Below are 17,422 nucleotides of genomic sequence, written 5' to 3'. Positions count from 1 at the left end.
TGCCTAGTGGCACATGCAACCAATAAAAATATAGAGATATCACTATATGTATTGGATGCCTCAACCAGATTATTTTTTTACCCTGAGCAGGCAAATAGTCATATTTTAAAATATTAAAATGACCGTGGATTACTCTAAAATTTTGGGGGAGGTCTGACGGTTCATGTTTTACAAATTTAGGTGGTATATAATCAAAGTAAATATTCTCTTTTCCATAAATTTGGTTTAAAATATCCACAAATGTTGTTCCTGCTGTTTTGGGAACGTGAACAGAAATTAGTTCAACCACAATAATACCAACCTCTTAAAAACTATTAACTTAACTCGATTGCTTTTGCCAAGGATGACTCACATCTGTTTGTATAGACTTATAAAGACTGCCAATTGTTTCTTCAAGCTGTTAAAGATTACAATTATATGCCGAACAATTCGGATCTGAGCAGTCTCAACAATTGTCTCAAGTAGGCTCCTGACTGATGAATCACGCTGGCGATCGGCTCCCTCTCATCAAAATACCATATCAGTTCCTGAGGCACAAATTCTGGATGCTTTGTGACAAACTCAGGTACTACTGTTGCACGAGTCAAGCTTCTTCCTAGAGTGTGGCTAGGCATCGAACAAGAGTCATGTTATGGTAGAGCAATGGCATAGTTCACGGCAGCAACTGCGATCGCACCCACCCCTGCGATCGCACTCAATCGATCGACCAACAAGCGCGATCGGGTAAACTAGAAAGGTCGATCGTATCCCCATGCCATTGACTCAAAGCCTAACTTATGTATCACCGTAGATAACTATGTTCGTGCATCGCAAAAATTAGCTTAAATTCATTGAGTTTGTTATTTTCGCTTTAACCAAGCCCCTGGCCAATGAGTCACATTCTCCGTCAAATCGCTCTCACTAAACGGCCATTTAGGTTGCTCCAACACAAACTCAGGATGCCGATCGGCAAACTCAGCCGCCGCCGCAGTAGGATGATCCCACTTCCATTCAGGATTTCCGCGCGGCACATCATCCAAATCCTTCATAATCCCATCGGTGGCAATTATATAGGAGCCTGGTGTCACCAAACTGCAATAAGCCTCTAACTCGTCAGCAACGTGCTGTTTTGTGTGACACGAGTCAAGACTCACCAAGACAGTCTCCCCTGGATTGACCAGTTTTTTAACTTGCTCTACAATACTGGTATCTGTAGAACTGCCTTCCACTAAAGTAATGAACGATGACAGTTCGTGTTCCTCTATAGCCTTGCGGTTGTGGGGGCGAATTTCAATATCAATTCCTACAACCCTACCCTTGCCCATTGCTTTAAACAGGCTAGCGTAATAAATCAGCGAACCGCCGTGAGCCACCCCGCTTTCAATAATTACATCAGGTTTAACCTGATAGATAACTTCCTGAATGCGAATCATGTCTTCAGGGAGTTGAATGATTGGCCGTCCCAGCCAGCTAAATGTATAGGTATATTTTTGATTCCAGCCTAATTTCAGCCAGTAGTGAGAAATGAGTTCAAAAGCTTCCTTAGAATAGAGCGGGATAGTTTGACACTCACCGTCTATTTCTTGAATCAATTTTTGGGCATCTGTATCTAGCGTTAATTTCATGATTTGTCCTAGTTATAATTGTATTTAGGTAACGAATCTTAGACACCAGTTTTTTAGGACAAAAGCTGCTTTTCCCACCAGATTATAGCTTGTCTTAATCCGATTTCCAAATTAAACTTTGGTAGCCAACCCACCTCATTAGATAAACGGGTCACATCAGCCACTAACAAAGGCGCTTCTTTCGCGGCAGACGCAATAGCACCTAACTGCACTAAATCCGATCGCCCAATTACATCCGCTATTTTATAGACAACATCTTTAATCGCGATCGGCTGTCCCGAGCCAATATTAACAGCTCCCCTCACCTCACTCTCCAAAAGAGCCACAAAAGCATCAGCTACATCCTGTACATACAGAAAATCCCGGATTTGATTACCGTGAGAGCAGCGAGCAGGCTCTCCCTTTAACAGAGAAAGAATTACTGAAGAAACCAGCCGATTTGGATACTCGTAAGCACCGTAGGGAAAGAAAATACGTCCCCAAGCACTGCTGAGGTTTGTCGTCTCGGAATAGGAATTCACTATCTCCTGCAAAGCTTTTTTACAAATACCGTAGGGAGTATCTGGATTTCTCGGCGTGACAAATTCCGAGCAATAACCATACTTCCAATCATACTCGGCGCAGGTTCCGCCCATCACTAATCTCTCGCCACCTTGCTCTCGAAATTGCCTCAATAATTCCAAACTTGCCTGAACCCACAAAAAGTTATCTTCAGATTTCCAATATTGACCGGGTACAGTATAACACCAGGCAAAGTGCAACAAATGTGTTGGCTTTACTTGACAAACTAGCTCTTTAATGGATGTACGATCTAACAAATTTGCCAGATGCCACGTACAGTCAGAACTTAAAGTCGGCAAAGTCTTAGAAGCGACAGCATGAACCTCAAACCCGCGTTCCACCAGCGTCTTGAGCGAGTGTCTGCCAACAAAACCTCCCGCACCCGTAACCAGCACTTTTTTCATAGCACAAAATCGGGGAAATTGCGATCTTTTTCAGAAATTACGCGCTGAGATATCTCCGGCCAATCAATACTAAAAATCGCATCATCCCACCGCACTCCCCTTGCTAATTCAGAATAATAAAATTCCGACATCTGGTAAAAAACTTCCGTATTATCTGCCAAAGTTTGACAGCCGTGAGCCATACCTTCAGGAATATATATCATCTGGCGATTTTCCGAGTTTAGCTCTACTCCAAACCAGTCTTTAAAAGTAGGAGAATCGGGACGTAAATCTATAATTACATCATAAATTCCCCCTTGAATACATCTAACCAACTTCGCTTCTTCGTGAGGTTTAGCCTGGTAGTGCATCCCCCGCAAAGTACCTTTCTTGAGGTTAAAAGAAATATTGCACTGCACTAGGTTAGGATTCAAACCATGTTCTGCAAACTCCTTTTGGCACCAACTGCGGGCAAAAAATCCCCTCTCATCTGCTAGGGGCTCTACCTCAATAACATAAGCTCCCTTAAGCTTTGTTTCAGTAAATTTCACGAGATTACCTGCACTTGAGGAATCAACACCACAAACTTACCTCCCCACTCGCGGATATAATCCATCTGACTTACTATCTCATCCTTGATGTTCCAAGGTAAGATAGCCAAATAATCCGGTTTAGCCTCCCGAATTTTGTCTGGATGATATATCGGAATCTGAGTTCCCGGCAAAAACAAACCCTGCTTGTGCGGGCTTAAATCCACCGTATAATCAATCAAATCCGTGCGGATACCGCAATAGTTCAGCAGCGTATTAGCCTTCGCCGGCGCACCGTAGCCCGCAATTGATTTGCCCTGGTTTTTGGCATCAATTAGGAAACTGAGCATTTGGCGCTTGGTAGACTTAACCTGTTCGCCAAATCCTACATAAATTTCAATCTGATTTAGCCCTGCTTGCACTTCCTTAGCTTTCAGTTGGGAAATGCGATCGCCAACTGCTATACTCTCAAAATCCTCATGCCTCCCGTAAATCCGCAGAGAACCGCCGTGCGTCGGTAATTCCTCCACATCAAACAAAGTTAAACCGTGACTTGCAAAAACTTTCTCAACCGTCAACAGCGAAAAATAAGAGAAATGCTCGTGGTAAATCGTGTCAAACAGATTGTGTTGAATTAATTGCAATACATGAGGAAACTCCATTGTCAAGACCCCGTTTGGTTTTAGGAGAATTTTCATCCCCGCCACAAAATCGTTCAAGTCAGGCACATGAGCCAACACATTATTGCCCAGCAACAAATCTGCCTGTTTGCCTTGTGAAACCAACTCTTTAGCCGTTTCCACGCCAAAAAACTTGACTAAAGTGGGAACCCCTTTTTCCTCAGCCACCTTAGCTACATTTGCAGCAGGTTCAATCCCCAATACGGGAATTCCTTTCTGCTGAAAATACTGGAGTAAGTAGCCATCATTGCTAGCGAGTTCAATTACGTGACTGGTTTCGTCAAATCCAAAGCGCTCCACCATCAAATCAGTGTATTTCTGAGCATGACGCAACCAAGAGTCTGAATAGGAAGAAAAATAAGCATAATCGCTAAAGATGCTATCGGGGGATTCAAACTCTTCTAACTGCACTAAAAAACAATTAGCACAGACATAAGTATGAAGCGGATAAAATTTCTCTGCACAATTCAGATGCTCTTGAGATAGAAAAGCATTCGCCAGCGGCGACATCCCCAGATTTACAAAAGTATGCTCCAATGTGTGACTGCAAAAACGACATTTAGATGGCACAGAATTAGACCCCTTAACTATCAAATAAGAGAAATACAATAATTAAAATCCGAGTCACAGAAATCCTCAATCACACGCTGATGACACAGGTATTTTCCTCCTTAAAAAAGTTTTTATACCATTCAATTGTTTCTTTCAACCCTTCTTCTAGAGGATACTTAGACTCCCAGCCGAGCATTTTTCGCGCCTTATCTGCCGAGAGATACTGATGTTTGATTTCATTCTTAGCCCGATTCAATACGACAGGCTCTAAATGAGTCTTGTCCATCAATTCCAAAACCTTATCTACCATGCCCCGCACAGAAATTTGCAACTCGTTGCTGAAATTAAACGCCTCTCCCAAAACTTCTTTCCTGTCCATTTGCTCTGCCAAATGCAGATAAGCTAAGACCCCATCCTTCGCATAAAAATAGTCCCGGATAAAAGTGCCATCACTGCGGATTACTACTGGCTTGTCTCGTAATGCCGCTCGAATTGTACACGGAACGATGCGATTAAAATTCAAGTCTCCCCCGCCGTAAAAGTTGCCGCAGCGAGTAATGCACACTGGTAAACCGTAACTGACATAGTAAGCCCGACTGATTTAATCAGCACAGCTTTTAGAAACATCGTAAGGGTGTTCTCCTTGCAGCGGAGTTGTTTCGCTATAAGGCAACACAAGCTGGTCTCCATAGGCTTTATCGCTGGATGCTATGACAATTCGACTCACACCTCCAACGCGGCGACACGCTTCTAGAATATTCCAAGTGCCTTTAATATTCGTTTCAAAAGTTGCTAACGGCTCTCTATTTGCAACTCCCACAATTGTCTGAGCTGCTAAGTGAAACACCGTATCTACTTCCTACTCATTAATCGTTCGTTCTACCGTTGACAAATCTTCGACACAACCCCGAACAATATTAATCTGCCGATACCACTCTCCAGCATAAAGTCGGGATTGCGGCACCAAGTCACGGGCTAATCCCGTTACCAAGGCTCCTCTTTCCAGCAAATCAGCCACTAACCAGTTACCCAAAAGGCCGGTGCAACCTGTCACCAATACCGATAGATCGCGCCAAAATTCACTCATTCCCACACTCTCCAAGGAGCCTCTCCATTATCCCAAAGTTCATTCAAATATTTATACTCGCTGTAAGTATCCATCGCAAAGAAGAAACCTTTGTGGCGGTACGCCATCAATTGTCCTTCCGCCGCTAACCGCTCTAGTGGCTCTCGCTCCAAAAAACAATCATCCCCGCTCAAATCCTCAAATATGCTGCGGTGAAGTACCAAAAATCCCGCACTAGCCCAGCCATCTATTTGAGGTTTTTCGGTGAATTCCAGAACTTTGCCTTGGTTGTCCACCTCTAAAATGCCATATCGAGATATCGGACGCACTGTACTAACAGTTGCTAGCTTACCGTGAGACTTATGAAAATCGAGCAGCGCCCCAATATCGATATCAGCAACTCCATCACCGTATGTCACCATAAAGGTATCATCAGTAATGTATTTCTCCACAGGTTTCACCCGCCCCCCAGTCATAGTGTCCGAGCCAGTTTCAGCCAGCGTCACCTTAAAATCTTGCTCTTTATGATCCTCGTGATAAGTAATGCAATTCTGGCGACCCAAGCAAATAGTAAAATCATTATTCATAGCTTCATAATTCAGGAAATACTCCTTAATCATGTTGCCGCGATAGCCCAAACACACAATAAAGTCCAGGAATCCGTAGTGGGCATATGTCTTCATAATGTGCCAGATAATCGGACGCCCGCCGACATCTACTAGGGGCTTGGGACGAAATTCTGTTTCTTCTCGCAGACGTGTCCCCAAACCGCCGGCTAATATAACTACTTGCATTGTTTGACATTTTTAAAATAGTAAATAATTTTCAGTTCCTAGTTGCCCAGACACAAACGACTGCCACAAATCTTTTTGAGGAGTCTACCACAACTTTGGGGGATTTTTTGCAGATCGCCCCCAATGAACTCCAAATGAACTCAAGCCGTTGCCTTCCAAAGATATCAGACTTCAGCCCTCTAAGGATGTTCCCGCACGCACCAGGTATTATAGACAGGCGATCGCCCCCTTGCCCTAAGCCATCGAGCTTAACAATAGATATTACCCCAAAAACCAACACAGGAAGACGATCGCACTCAATCGATCAAGCAACACCCGCGATCGGGTAAACTAGAAACGTCGATCGCGCTCTACCCGCGTGCCATTGACTCAAAGCCCAACTTCTGAATCAGAGTGAAGCACTGGACTCGGCACACAAAAAATTAAATTAAAGTCGATCGAGATTGAGCAATTTTTTAAGGAGAGGATGACTGTGGATCTTACAGCGCTCATGCAAGTACGGAGAGATATAGCTTTTAAATACCTAAGCGGGAAGGGAATAGAGGTGGGAGCTCTTCATGCTCCTCTGGAAGTTCCAGATACTGTAAAGGTTTATTACGTCGATCGAATGTCGGTTAGTGAACTGAGAAAACAATACCCAGAATTAAATGGAACCAATCTCATAGAAGCAGACATTGTAGATAATGGCGAAACTCTGTCATCCATAGCTGATAATTCTTGGGATTTTGTCATTGCCAATCACATGATAGAACACTGTCAAAACCCGATCGGCACTCTAGAAAACTTTTTGAGAGTTGTCAAACCCGGAGGAATCGTTTACATGGGCGTACCGGACAAGCGCTATATCTTTGATGTCGATCGCCCGATGACTTCCCTCGACCATTTAATTCGGGACTACAAAGAGGGGCCGGAATGGTCTAAGGTATCTCATTACCATGAGTACGTGAGACTGGTAGAGAAATTTCCTGAAGAACAGGTGTTGGCGCGCCAGCAAGCTTTAATAAACATAGATTACAGCATCCATTTTCACGTCTGGACATCAGAGACTTTCTCTGAGTGGCTATTCTACTGTCAGAAACAGCTAGGCTTTGGTTTTACTATAGAATTATTCCAAGAAAATTCTATAGAAATTGTTATGATTCTCAGGAAAATAGCCAATTGAAAGCCAGTTTAACATCAGAGTAATCATCTTTAGGTTCAGGGAATATGCAGGATTAGCTAAGTTTTATATTTTTAGCGCTGCCGCTCAAAAAAACAGCCTGGAAAGTAAGGTTATCACTAAATTTTATGGCAATCTTAGAACAAGACGAAAACTTAATATTGGCGATCGATTACTCCTGGTCGAATGACTGCGGACTCGGACTCCAAGGATGGATTTTAGGCAAGAAGGAAGGGGTACTTGAAGGAGTAGAAATTTGTGTAGAAGATAATTGCGTGCCAATTATATCGTGGCATTCGCGCCCAGATGTGGTAGCAGCTTACCCACAATACAACCACAATCATAACTGCGGTTTCATAGCATATCTGCCGAGAGTCGCCCAGCATCAAGTCACCTTTAAGGCGAAAACAAAAAGGGAAATACATCATAAAATTGTGACCTTTGCTGGAGGGAAACCAGGAGTTTATGATTCAGCTACTTTTACAAATGATGATACAGGTTTGTTTGTTGATTTTATCAAGCAGGTGAATGACGGTCATTTACGAGTTCTAGAAATAGGTTCGCGGATAGTCAGTCCAGGAAGCGTTAGCAAAAGGTCTTTGTTTCCTGGTGCATCCTCCTACACGGGATTTGACTATTATCCAGACGCCAACACAGATGTGGTAGGGGACGCTCACAAACTGTCTCAATACTTTGCTAATCAGCGGTTTGAGGCTATTTTTTCCCTGTCAGTCTTTGAACACTTAGCCATGCCTTGGGTAGTGGCGATGGAAATTAATAAGTTACTAGAGGTAGGTGGAATCACCTTTCAGAGCACGCACTTTTCTTGGCCTCTTCACGAAAGCCCCTGGGACTTCTGGCGTTTTTCTGACGAAGGTCTTAAGGTTTTATTTTCCCCTGCTTTGGGATTTGAAGTTATCAAATCGAGCCTTTATGTTCCTTTGCGAATGCATTTAGATACTTTTATTCCAGGTCAAGAGACATTAGCAAGTCAGCCAGGATTTGGTGGTGTTGCCATCCTGGCTAGAAAAGTGGCTGAGGTGAATCCTGATAAATTTAGATGGGATGTCACCCTAGAGGACGTTGTTAGCGCAGAAAGCCATTACCCCAAACCTCAAACTTAGATGTTTTGGACACGGCGCGCGATCGCTCTTACTCTCCCACCGCCATCAGTTCGTCTAACTTATCATGAGCTTCAGAAAAATTTGGGTTTAAATAAACTGCCCTGCGGTAACACACGATCGCCCGCTCTTGCTTCCCTTGCTCTAACAGAGTATTGCCAAGGTTAAAGTATTCCTCTGCCGTTGTTTCAGGTTCCAAAATCACGGCTGAATAAGAACACTCGACAGCTTCATCAGGCTTGCCAATTTGCGAAAAAACCCTAGCCAAGTTGCGGTAAACACCAGCGAAATTGGGTTGAATCGCGATAGCTTTTTGGTAGGATGCGATCGCCTCTTGCCACTGTTGCTGCTGTGCGTGAATAGTCCCCAGGTTGGCTAAAGCTGGAGCAAAATCAGGTTGAACTTCCAGAGCGCGAATGTACCAACTCTTTGCCTCATCCAGTTTACCCTGAGCTTGCAAGACGTTGCCCAAAGTCTTGTACGCCGGAGCAAATTTGGGTTTAATCTTTAATACTTGCTCGCAAACTGCGATCGCATCTTCTAACTTTCCTTGAACTAAATACAACTCTGCCAGTTGATTTAACGGAGCCGCAGCACTCTCCATTTGTTGCAGTTGAGCCTGAACTTCGATGAGCTGAGACTTAGTTTGTGCGAGTTCTTCCTGAGTTTTTTGGTATTGAACCTGCCGGAGTTCAAGCTCTTCTTTAATTGGTTGCAGTTCTTCTTTAACTTGTTGCAGTTTAGTTGTAAATTGCTCAAATCCCCCTGCATTTTGGTGGAGTTTTGTCTGAGATTCCTCTAATTCTTTGGGAGCCTCCTCTAACTGAGGCTCTATCTGTTCGCATTCTGTTGATTTTACCAAAATTCCTGCATCTAGCTCTTCAATTTTTTCGTAAATGAATTGCCAAATTCCCGTGTTCAGCCAATAAAAACCATTAGCAAGCAACATAGAACTCGCAGGTGCTATTTGATTTTTTATCTCTTCTGCTTGAGTGGGTTTTGGTCCGTGAAAATGGATGATTTTTGCTTCAGGACTAAAATGCCAGTAGGATTTCCAATTTAGCTGGATATCCAATCTCTCCCACTTGTCTTTGAAGAATAAGTTATAAGCTCCTTGGTCATAAGCTAGGTGTAATATTTGCTCCAAGTTTTGGTCAATAAAATCGTCAAATTCTTTTTGTGTCTTTTGAAGATTTTTGACATTCATGTACAACACACCACTATTAAAATATTCCCAGTTGTTAGGATCGTGTTCTGGTGTTGCGGCCAAATACTCACAGGTTACACCCTGCAAATAGTCAACGACATCATGAAAAAACATGACATCACAGTCAGTATATAAAACATACTCATCCAGGAGCTCATAAATCTCTACAATTTTGGGAATCTCAATTCTCAAAAATGCACCAAAAGCTACGGTCGCATACAAAGGATATTGAGTTTGCAGTTTCTCGTAATGAGGTATTCTGTGGTAGATAATCTTAACACCATTTTTTTGTAGCCAATCTGTGAATTCATTATCTTCGCCATCATAAATGCAATATGGTTCTAGCGATGTATTTTGCTGAGCAGTATAAACTGCTACTTTAATCATTTGCGAATAAATTTCAAAACCAGGACTAGCTTCATTAATTGCAAAAAACCATTTCATCCGGTACTTTTGTTTCTGATTACCTAGAGGAAACTTATACTCAACTTCCTGCAATCGAACTACTCCCAACTTCACGCGAGTTTCATTGGCTAAAACTGCTTGGATTAGCACCTCAGATTCCGGCTGCTTTGCTGCAATATGCAGCCTAGCTTCGTAAGCGCTATTTTCTGCTAGCGGTAATTCTGGATAAGCACTAACCACATCCGATCGATACCCGCTAACGGTCGTTGTAAAAACCGTTTCGTCATTATAAATAAACTCAACTGCCACAGCTCGATCGCTCTTACCCAATACCCAACCAGAGATCAAAATTTCATTGTTATCTACTTTACCGACAGTAGGCGAATCTAGATTAAATCCACGCAGCCATTCCAGAGCTTCAGGGTAAGCCGGTGTAACATCCACAACAGCCAAAATTTTTCGTTGTAGGGGATTTGATTCCTTAACTTTTGAAATTCTTTGTAAGTCTACGTCAAACTGCTGAACCCGATAGTTACTTTGTTTGAGTTGTTGTTCAGTCTGATGCAGTTGAGATTCGGAAAAAGCCAAGTTCTTTTGAGTCTGAGCAAGCTCAGCCTGAAATTCCTCTAATTGTATTTGCATCTCGTAAAGCTTAGATTGCGATCGCCACTGTTCTGTTAGAATCTGTGCTATTCGAGATTTAGAAATCACTGCATCAACAGCCTGCCTTAGTCTGGGAACAAAACGCTGAATCGTTAAATCTTCTACTTCATTACGATCCCTATGTTCCATCACCCACAAAGCTTTCTGCCACGGAAAAAAAGCATCCCCCCGCATAACTTTTTGTTTGGCTTCCTGTTTAGACCTAGTAAAGTAATGATTTATCCGTAGCTTTTGCACAGAAAGTCTTTCAGATATCGAAGATCCTAACGGTTCTTTATTTTCTGTTACCGAAAAAGATTCTTGATTAATAGGTATGAAAAAGTGAGTACAGTTAGGACGCAGAATCTGTTCGGGACGAACAATACTCTTTACATACATATTTTCTTCAAAATTGTCTTCGGCTCGTTTAGTAAAATTTTCTATTTGTAAGCCTTCCGGTCTTATTTCATGGCCAGAAGATCCAAAATTCAACATATTTACTACCACCGCTGGGCACGAATCAAATTCCTCTAATACTTCTAGTAAGTTTTCTTTTTCAGTGGGAAACAAGAACTCATCCAAATCGATAAAAGCAATCAACTCAGATTCTTGTTTGTATGATGCGAGGCAATGCTCATATGCCGAACCTTGTTGTTTATAGCTAAATGGCCAGTCGTGCAAAACCACTTCACCGGATTGAACGTAGGGTTCAACAATGTCCAGAGTATTATCTGTGCTGTTGTTATTATATAAATAAAACCTTTCAACACCAACTATTTTATGAAACTCCAACCACTCTATAAGATACGGAGCCTCATCTTTCATAATTGCACACACGCTTAGTTTGCACTTTGCTCTGAGACTGTCTTTGGGAGTCGAATAGATAATTTCTTGCAACCGAACAAATCCAATACTGACACGAGTATCATCTGCTAATACAGCTTGGATGGATATCTCGCATTCAGGCAACGTTCCCATTATTTCCCATTCAATCGCATAACCGCTATTTTCTGCTAATGGTACTCCTGGAAAAACTGCTGCTACATCTGGGCGGTGCTGATTTACAGGAATGTTGCTGATAACTTCACCGTCGCGAATCAACTCAACCTTAACAGCCGGGGACTTTTTACCTATCACCCAACCCCCAATCAAAATATTACTGGCAGTTGCGTGAGTTCCGAACGTCGGAGAATCTATACTAAATCCCCACAGTAACTCCGGATCTTCAGGAGAGATTAATGACACCTCTTGAATATTCAAAATTTTTATGGGTTTTTGATATCCTGTTGCTGGCCAATCATTAGGATTGTCCCGTAACAAGGGTTCGCTGTTCCAGGGATCGTAGGGAATCAGTTTTTGTTTTTGCAAGTGGGGACGGAAGAAAAATTTGCACCGTTCGTTCAGCATCGATGCGGCAAATGAGAATGTGCTATTGGAAATTGCCAAGACATCACATTGGCTCAAAATGTAAAAATCAGGATAGAAAGGTGCTTCTGGCATTTCTACACCCAAATCTTTGACTGTTATCGGGTTGTAATCCGCAAAATCCCCGACAACCGTTTCGATTTCATCGCTAGCTATAAACAAGACGGGTTCGTCCAGAGTTTCCCACAAACCGTCCAGCCATTCCTTGTACCATCCACTCGGAGCAACGGTCAGATACGGCACAACAGTATGAACGCTTCTGTAATCACCGCGCCGCAAATGCAATCCAACAACTGTTTTACCTTTGGAATGCAAGCGATCGAGAGCTTCTATCACCTTCGCTGCGACTTCTGGCAGAGGTTTGAATAAAGATTGGAAATATTCTTTATGTTGGGCGTGATATTGAGTGTGAAACTGAAAATAGCCCTGGAAGTCTACATTTTTCAACGGTTCCGGTGCATTGAGAATTGCCGACTCGGAAAGTTTGTAAGGCTGCGCTTGTTCTCCAACTAGAGGTAAAGGCTTAGAAATAGGCGCATCATGGTGACCGAATAGATACTGACCGATCCAAGCTGGTGTTTCTACCCTGAGATTGTGTTCCCTTGCGTAAGTTCTCAAAAACGCATACAGAAATATTTGATTTCCCAACCGACCCATATTCTCCATGCCGAGTACGGATGAGGTAATCGCTGGTTTTTTCACATAGATTGCATCTCCCCAAGATGGGTGAATTGGTGTTGTGGTTGCTACCCGCTGAAAACCGTGTCCTTCGAGAAATTCGTCCAACTGATCAATTAACGCGCAGCCTTCATACAGTTCTTCGTAATTAACTTCTGTGTTGATTAACTCAACACATTTCAACCAATTGGTGGCTCCTTGCAAAGCCAAGAGTTCTGCACCTTGGATATCTATATTTAAGATATTAAAGTCTGAGGGATTTAATTCCTGTTCTTGCAGCAGAGTATCGAGTGTTTTCGACTGTACTGTTATTTGATGAGTTTCCGTGATGTGGGGATAAATCTCTTGATGGCGCTTCAATTGCAAAATAGAACTGCTTTGATCGAAAGAAGTAACGTGCAAATCCACACTACCATTGCGATCGCCGATCGCACAGTTGACCGATCGGACATTTGGCATCCCCGTTAGATTGGCTTGCAAGCGTTCAAATACCGCTGGGTTGGCTTCTACGAACAGCACTTTTTGCGCGCCCATTTGTTGATATGCGGTGATTTCTGTGCCTTCATGAGCCCCAACATGAATCACGCCACGCGGCGCGATGGCATACTGCCGACAAAGTTCCTCTATGTTGAGCTTTCCGTCGGTTACTTCACCCAAAACATTGGAGCGGAATCGCTCATTGACAGCCAAGAAATTGCTGAACTCAAAGTTTTCATCCTCTGGCAAAAAGGTGGGCTTGTATTCTAACCGATCCGGCAAAATCTTAAAAATTGAATACCGGAATTTTTGCAAATACTCAAATGCTTCTTTTAACGTTGTTTTTGAATCGATATAAGTTCCACCATATTCAAATTGCAGATAATCTACCCTGCTTGTTTCTAGAAAATATTTAGCTCCATAGAGAACATCTAATTCGCCGCCCTCAACATCTATTTTGATAAAATTAATTCTTTTAATGCCGTGGCGCTGACAGTAATTGTCGATAGTTGTCGTCAAAACTGGTATTTCTTTAGGCGGATTCACCCACCCTTCTTTTTCCACATCGAATCGGCGGTAAAAACTGCTCAATAGTGGATTAGCTTCATAATAATAAAATGTCTTGACTTCTTCCTTCTGCCCTACAGCTAAATTATTGGAAATTACTTTTTTATCTATGTTCTGAATCAGCTTTTTGTAAACATGAGGAATTGGTTCAAACAGGTGAATTTCTACGTCAGGTCCTTGGCTCAACACTTCTGCCGTCCAATCCCCAGCATTAGCACCTACATCAAAAACCACTTTACCTGCGTTATTAATAAATCTAGCGATCGCTTGGCTCTCACCGTCGCTTATAACACTATTTCTTGATTGCTTATTTTCTTCCTGATGATTCGGCAAAACCGCCACAAGCTGCAACTCTGTTTCTGTTTGCATACTCTTTACTTCATTGCTTAAATAAATAGGACGTTGATTAATATTTTCGTACCACTTATCTTTACCTTCCCCGCACATATATTGCCAATCTGCATAAGCAATCAGATGAGCAAAGGGAGCGATAATGTCTGCCAAGGTTAACGACCAGTTATTAGTTCTTGAAAATCTCACGAAATAAGATTCAATGCCTTGTCTGTGGCAATAATAAGTATTCGGGAGCGTCAACATTTTAGAACCAGTCGCTAACTGCCGGAAACCAAAGGTGTGAGTGTCTAACGCACCAGAAGACTCAGAATAACCTCCTGCTCTCACCCAGCTTTCTTTGGTAAACAAATAGTTGCCACTCGCTCCCGGCACCTCGTGCCGAGAGAAAAAGTCCGCTAAAGTAATTTGGTCTTGATAAATCCATTTATTAATAATATTTTCCTTGCGTCCTTCAAAGAAATGAATTTCTTGGAATGCAGCTACATCTGCACCGGAATTAACCAAAAATTCTTTTAATTTTTGGATGCTTCCAGGAACTAAAATATTATCTGAATCTAAGCAGAACAGCAAAGGATGGCTGGCATTTTGGACAGCGGTATTTCTCGCTGCTCCGCCCCCTTTGTTAGTTTCGTGGCGGCCAATCTTAATAAATGGATAATTTGTTTTGAGGCGTTCCAGTATGCCTGCCGTATTATCTGCAGAGCCATCATTAACAATAATTAACTCATCGCCCTGTTCAAAATTTCCCTTTAATATCGAATCAACCGCCTCTTCGATAGTTTTTTCACAGTTGTAAGCGGGGATGAAAAAGCTGATATTCACAGCTTGCTTTTCTACCCACCAAACTCCTTCGCCCTCAAGGTGAACTTGCCAGTCTAACCTTCTAAAAAACTCATCAATAGCTTGTTTTACGCCCGGAAAAGCAATGTGTTCATAATCATGACCGCTAATTAAACCCCCCACTCTAATTTTGTTATACCAAGTGCAGAGGTCTTGCCAAACGCCTTGGTAGGAATGCTCTGCATCTATGTAGACAAAATCAAGCAAGCCATCAATTTGCCCAATAGCCTGCTGTGAATTTGAACGAATCAGCCTAAATCTATCTCCAAAGACAGCTAGGCGATTTTTCGTTGTTTCACAGAGTATGTCAAAATCTGCCTGGGGGAGGTTCATGGGATCGTCGTAAGAGTCACTGTGTTGATAGCTGTCAATCCCGTACAGTAGTTCAAGATTTGTATTGCTGAGTATAGCTTCTGAATGACCTCCAAACGCCACACCGATCTCTGCACCTACTTTTAAATTGAATTTCTGTATCAGCTCTGGTATGAATTTGTAGGCAGGCTTCCAACTTTCTTCGTGAATTGACTTTTTTAGTTCAACTAATTCGCTTGTTTGCATTTTACCGACATTCCTTTTGGAGTTTTTGTTATAAATTAGAATTGCGAAAATGATTTATCTATGCTTTCCAATGGTAAATACGTTCGTCAGAGAACATAATACCCGCACAGGCAAACAAATTGTACCTTTCTTGTGCACCAACTTTTCAATCCGATGACTGCTGCCTACGGCACTTAAAAATAATCATTTTCTCAGCCTGTTTGAATTGTATATTCTCACAGGATAAAACCGGATAGGTTCTACAAACTCGCTTTCAAATATACGCTCAATTACATAATCTAAGCTCGATCGGCTTGGAGCGACACCCTCCTTCATTTTGTCATAATTGCGAGCGTGACTTATCACCCCTTGATGATTATAAGCTATCCCTTCACCTCGATATTTTTTCAACTCTCGGCGATTAGCCTTATACCACTCATTAGCGGTTGGATATTATGCCTCCATATTTTCACCCGATACTTTTCCCTCAAACCATCCTCGCTTCCACCATCATCTGCACCACATCGGGCATCTTATACTTCGCCTCCCATCCCAGCTTTTGCTTCGCCTTACCCGGATTTCCCCTCCCTACAGCAATCTCCGTCGGTCTGTAAAGACTCGCATCGTTTACTAAATGTTCCTGCCAATCCAAACCCGCAGAAACAAACGCTGTATGCACAAACTCCTCCAAAGGATAACTTACACCCGTTGCAATTACATAATCGTCCGGTTCTTCCTGCTGCAACATCAAATACATCGCCTCCACATATTCCGGCGCCCAACCCCAGTCCCGCTGCACTGAAATATTTCCCAAATGCAGTTTTTCGGAACTACCCGCAGCAATTCGGCAGACAACAGATACAATTTTTTGGGTAACAAACCTCTCGGGCCGCAGCGGCGACTCGTGATTGAACAGAATACCAGAACACGCAAACAAATTGTACGCTTCCCGATAATTCGCTACTTCCCAAAATGCTGTTGCTTTTGCCACGGCGTAAGGACTTCTGGGGCGAAAAGGCGTATTTTCATCGGCTGGACTGCCTCCGGTATCCCCAAAACATTCGCTGGAACTGGCATTGTAAAGTTTAATTTTGCCACCTGTGAACCGAATTGCTTCTAACAGATTTAATGTGCCTGTGGCAATGCTTTCGAGGGTTTCTACGGGTTGTTCAAAAGACAGACCGACGGAACTTTGACCTGCTAGATTGTACACTTCGTCGGGCTGAATTTTCGCTAGTACCTGCAAGACGCTGCGAAAATCGTTGAGAGACATGGATTCTAGTTTTACTCTGTCTCGGATGCCCAAACGGACCAGGTTTCCGAAACCGGACATTTGGGCGTCCCTGGAGGTGCCACAAACTTCATAACCTCGATCGAGCAACAGTTTAGCTAAATAAGCTCCGTCCTGACCTGATATACCGCTAATTAACGCTTTTTTCATACCACATTTTGCTTTCAAAACTCTACCGTAGCTGTTGCTATTTTTCCAGTTGTTTAACTTTTATACTCGTAATTTTTATTCTTTTTAATATTTGGTTTGGGATTTTCCGAGGACTTACCAGAGCAAGTTTAAGCCCTTACTCCATACAAACAACAAATTTATCATCAAGCAGACCCGAAAGCCCGATCGAAGTATGATTGCAAAAAGTTCGATCGATAGCTGGGAGTAGCAGCATACGGATATCGGGCGCAGGACACGGCACTGCCGTGTCCCTAGGATATATCATCTTCTACTCGCCAACTATCAACTGCCAAAAGTCTCTACCGCTCGAAAACAGAAATAACCAGTCAGCTAGAAATCGACTCAAAAGTACAAACAGGTCAGCATTTTTACCTTCGG

General features: G+C 42.6%; 10 protein-coding genes and 1 pseudogene. 2 read left to right on the top strand and 9 right to left on the bottom strand.

Annotation, left to right across the window (positions count from 1 at the left end):
- Window positions 1-413: 413 nt before the first annotated feature.
- The 7 genes and pseudogenes from QUB61_RS11400 to rfbF all read right to left on the bottom strand — a co-directional run bounded on the left by QUB61_RS11400 (window position 414) and on the right by rfbF (window position 6,170).
- The gene (locus QUB61_RS11400; RefSeq protein WP_333130369.1) at window positions 414-614 is read right to left on the bottom strand and encodes a hypothetical protein; all 201 of its coding nucleotides are present in this window, start codon (window positions 612-614) and stop codon (window positions 414-416) included.
- Between the two features lie 225 nt (window positions 615-839).
- Window positions 840-1,604 carry a CmcI family methyltransferase gene (locus tag QUB61_RS11395; protein ID WP_333130371.1) on the bottom strand — a complete coding sequence of 255 codons (765 nt, stop codon included), beginning with the start codon at window positions 1,602-1,604 and terminating at the stop codon, window positions 840-842.
- Window positions 1,605-1,657: 53 nt separating this feature from the next.
- A complete protein-coding gene (locus QUB61_RS11390) occupies window positions 1,658-2,569 on the bottom strand; it encodes an NAD(P)-dependent oxidoreductase (protein WP_333130374.1) in 912 nt (303 codons plus the stop codon).
- Window positions 2,566-3,099 carry a dTDP-4-dehydrorhamnose 3,5-epimerase gene (rfbC, locus tag QUB61_RS11385; RefSeq protein WP_333130377.1) on the bottom strand — a complete coding sequence of 178 codons (534 nt, stop codon included), beginning with the start codon at window positions 3,097-3,099 and terminating at the stop codon, window positions 2,566-2,568. Before rfbC ends, QUB61_RS11390 begins: the two co-directional genes overlap by 4 nt.
- Entirely contained in the window at window positions 3,096-4,328 is a 1,233-nt protein-coding gene (locus QUB61_RS11380) for a class I SAM-dependent methyltransferase (RefSeq protein WP_333130380.1), read from the bottom strand. Before QUB61_RS11380 ends, rfbC begins: the two co-directional genes overlap by 4 nt.
- Window positions 4,329-4,398: 70 nt before the next feature.
- A pseudogene (locus QUB61_RS11375) lies at window positions 4,399-5,397 on the bottom strand (GDP-mannose 4,6-dehydratase).
- A complete protein-coding gene (rfbF, locus tag QUB61_RS11370; protein ID WP_333130382.1) occupies window positions 5,394-6,170 on the bottom strand; it encodes a glucose-1-phosphate cytidylyltransferase in 777 nt (258 codons plus the stop codon). The pseudogene QUB61_RS11375 and the gene rfbF overlap by 4 nt, the downstream one beginning before the upstream one ends.
- A 466-nt stretch (window positions 6,171-6,636) precedes the next feature.
- On the opposite strand from rfbF, the gene QUB61_RS11365 reads away from it, so the two are divergent.
- Window positions 6,637-7,332: a methyltransferase domain-containing protein gene (locus QUB61_RS11365; protein ID WP_333130385.1), complete on the top strand. Its 696-nt coding sequence runs from the start codon at window positions 6,637-6,639 to the stop codon at window positions 7,330-7,332.
- A gap of 125 nt (window positions 7,333-7,457) precedes the next feature.
- Entirely contained in the window at window positions 7,458-8,453 is a 996-nt protein-coding gene (locus QUB61_RS11360) for a methyltransferase domain-containing protein (RefSeq protein WP_333130387.1), read from the top strand.
- Window positions 8,454-8,481: 28 nt separating this feature from the next.
- Here the strand turns inward: QUB61_RS11360 and QUB61_RS11355 are convergent, their stop codons facing one another.
- Together QUB61_RS11355 and QUB61_RS11350 are read right to left on the bottom strand one after the other, a co-directional pair.
- Window positions 8,482-15,603, bottom strand: a complete 7,122-nt coding sequence (locus QUB61_RS11355; RefSeq protein WP_333130389.1) for an FkbM family methyltransferase — start codon at window positions 15,601-15,603, stop codon at window positions 8,482-8,484.
- A 466-nt stretch (window positions 15,604-16,069) separates the two neighbouring features.
- A complete protein-coding gene (locus QUB61_RS11350) occupies window positions 16,070-17,023 on the bottom strand; it encodes a GDP-mannose 4,6-dehydratase (protein ID WP_333130391.1) in 954 nt (317 codons plus the stop codon).
- Between the last annotated feature and the right edge of the window lie 399 nt (window positions 17,024-17,422).

This window comes from Microcoleus sp. C2D2 (assembly GCF_036702495.1).
Classification (GTDB): domain Bacteria; phylum Cyanobacteriota; class Cyanobacteriia; order Cyanobacteriales; family Microcoleaceae; genus Microcoleus.
Note: the sequence above shows the minus strand (reverse complement) of the source record. Positions and strands in the feature narration are given on the sequence as shown.

Bases quoted from the DNA above. Each gene is read 5' to 3' on its own strand.
- QUB61_RS11400 (WP_333130369.1), bottom strand. From the start codon at position 614: ATGCCTAGCCACACTCTAGGAAGAAGCTTGACTCGTGCAACAGTAGTA.
- QUB61_RS11395 (WP_333130371.1), bottom strand. From the start codon at position 1,604: ATGAAATTAACGCTAGATACAGATGCCCAAAAATTGATTCAAGAAATA.
- QUB61_RS11390 (WP_333130374.1), bottom strand. From the start codon at position 2,569: ATGAAAAAAGTGCTGGTTACGGGTGCGGGAGGTTTTGTTGGCAGACAC.
- rfbF (WP_333130382.1), bottom strand. From the start codon at position 6,170: ATGCAAGTAGTTATATTAGCCGGCGGTTTGGGGACACGTCTGCGAGAA.
- QUB61_RS11365 (WP_333130385.1), top strand. From the start codon at position 6,637: ATGACTGTGGATCTTACAGCGCTCATGCAAGTACGGAGAGATATAGCT.
- QUB61_RS11360 (WP_333130387.1), top strand. From the start codon at position 7,458: ATGGCAATCTTAGAACAAGACGAAAACTTAATATTGGCGATCGATTAC.
- QUB61_RS11355 (WP_333130389.1), bottom strand. From the start codon at position 15,603: ATGCAAACAAGCGAATTAGTTGAACTAAAAAAGTCAATTCACGAAGAA.
- QUB61_RS11350 (WP_333130391.1), bottom strand. From the start codon at position 17,023: ATGAAAAAAGCGTTAATTAGCGGTATATCAGGTCAGGACGGAGCTTAT.